At 44.1% G+C, this 1,720-nt stretch carries 1 protein-coding gene; it reads left to right on the forward strand.

Going from position 1 to position 1,720, the window contains the following annotated elements:
• On the forward strand, nucleotides 1-1,720 hold a 1,720-nt coding region (ccoN, locus tag RM539_RS19760; protein WP_311505143.1), incomplete at both ends, for a cytochrome-c oxidase, cbb3-type subunit I.

A 1,720-nucleotide genomic window follows, 5' to 3' on the forward strand; every position in this document is an offset into this window, starting at 1 on the left:
TATTATTGGAATGAGTGTGGGCTTATTACTGGCCACTATGTTCTTGTTTCCAAATTTAACTGATGGTATTTCCTGGCTTAGTTTTGGGCGCTTACGTCCCCTTCATACCAACGCAGTGATTTTTGCTTTTGTAGGGAACGCAATCTTTGCCGGAGTTTATTATTCTACCCAACGGTTGCTAAAAGCAAGGATGTGGAGCGATGCCCTGAGTAATTTCAATTTTTGGGGCTGGCAGGCCATAATAGTGGCTGCAGCCATTACTCTTCCTCTGGGTTTTACGTCCTCTAAAGAATATGCCGAGCTGGAATGGCCTATAGACATTGCCATTGCTTTAGTTTGGGTTGCTTTTGGCGTAAACCTTATCGGGACGATGATTAAAAGGCGCCAACGTCATTTATATGTGGCGATCTGGTTTTACCTGGCGACTTTTGTAACTGTTGCCGTCCTCCATATTTTCAATAATATAGAAATTCCGGTAACTGCTTTAAAAAGTTATTCGGTATATTCCGGTGTTCAGGATGCTTTAGTGCAATGGTGGTACGGGCATAATGCGGTGGCATTTTTTCTTACTACCCCGTTCCTTGGATTGATGTATTATTTTGTGCCAAAAGCTGCGAACAGGCCGGTGTATTCTTATCGACTTTCCATTGTGCATTTCTGGTCGCTTATTTTTATCTATATCTGGGCCGGGCCGCATCATTTATTATATACTTCACTGCCGGACTGGGCACAAAACCTTGGCGTTGCTTTCTCTGTAATGCTCCTGTTCCCTTCCTGGGGCGGGATGATCAACGGATTATTGACACTAAGAGGTGCCTGGGATAAAGTACGGGTAGATCCCGTTTTAAAATTTATGGTGGTTGCAATCACGGGTTATGGGATGGCCACTTTTGAAGGTCCAATGCTCTCCCTTAAAAATGTAAATGCCATCGCACATTTTAGTGACTGGATCATTGCTCATGTGCACGTGGGCGCTCTTGCCTGGAACGGATTTTTAACTTTCGGGATGGTATACTGGTTAGTGCCGAGATTGTTTAAAACACAGTTATGGTCTGTGAAGCTAGCGAATGTACATTTTTGGATAGGTACCTTGGGGATTATCATGTATGCACTACCAATGTATGTTGCCGGTTTCGTTCAGGCGTCTATGTGGAAACAATTCAATCCCGATGGCACCCTTACCTACGGAAACTTTTTGGAAACGGTTACTGAAATCATTCCCATGTACTGGATGCGGGCCATTGGTGGCAGTATTTATATCGCAGGAGCAATTGTGATGTTGTATAATATCATTAAAACAGCCAGGCAGGGTAGTGCTGTTGAAGATGAACTGGCAGAAGCAGCTGCACTTGCCCCACTTACCAAGAAGCGTACCCGCGGGGAAGCTTATCATAGCTGGTTGGAAAGAAGGCCTGTAAAATTGACCATTTTCGCTACCATAGCCATTCTAATTGGAGGGGCGGTGCAAATTATTCCGTCTTTAATGGTAAATGAATATGTGCCGGTAATTTCCAGTGTTAAGCCTTATACACCCTTGGAACTGGAAGGACGGGACATTTATATTCGGGAAGGTTGTGTTTCCTGCCACTCACAAATGGTGCGGCCTTTTAGAAGTGAAGTGGAGCGATATGGGGAGTATTCAAAGGCTGGGGAATATAGATATGATTTTCCATTTTTGTGGGGAAGCAAAAGAACAGGGCCAGATTTGCATAGAGTTGGT

Origin of the sequence: Autumnicola musiva, assembly GCF_031846585.1 — a bacterium.
In the GTDB taxonomy this organism is placed as follows: domain Bacteria; phylum Bacteroidota; class Bacteroidia; order Flavobacteriales; family Flavobacteriaceae; genus Autumnicola; species Autumnicola musiva.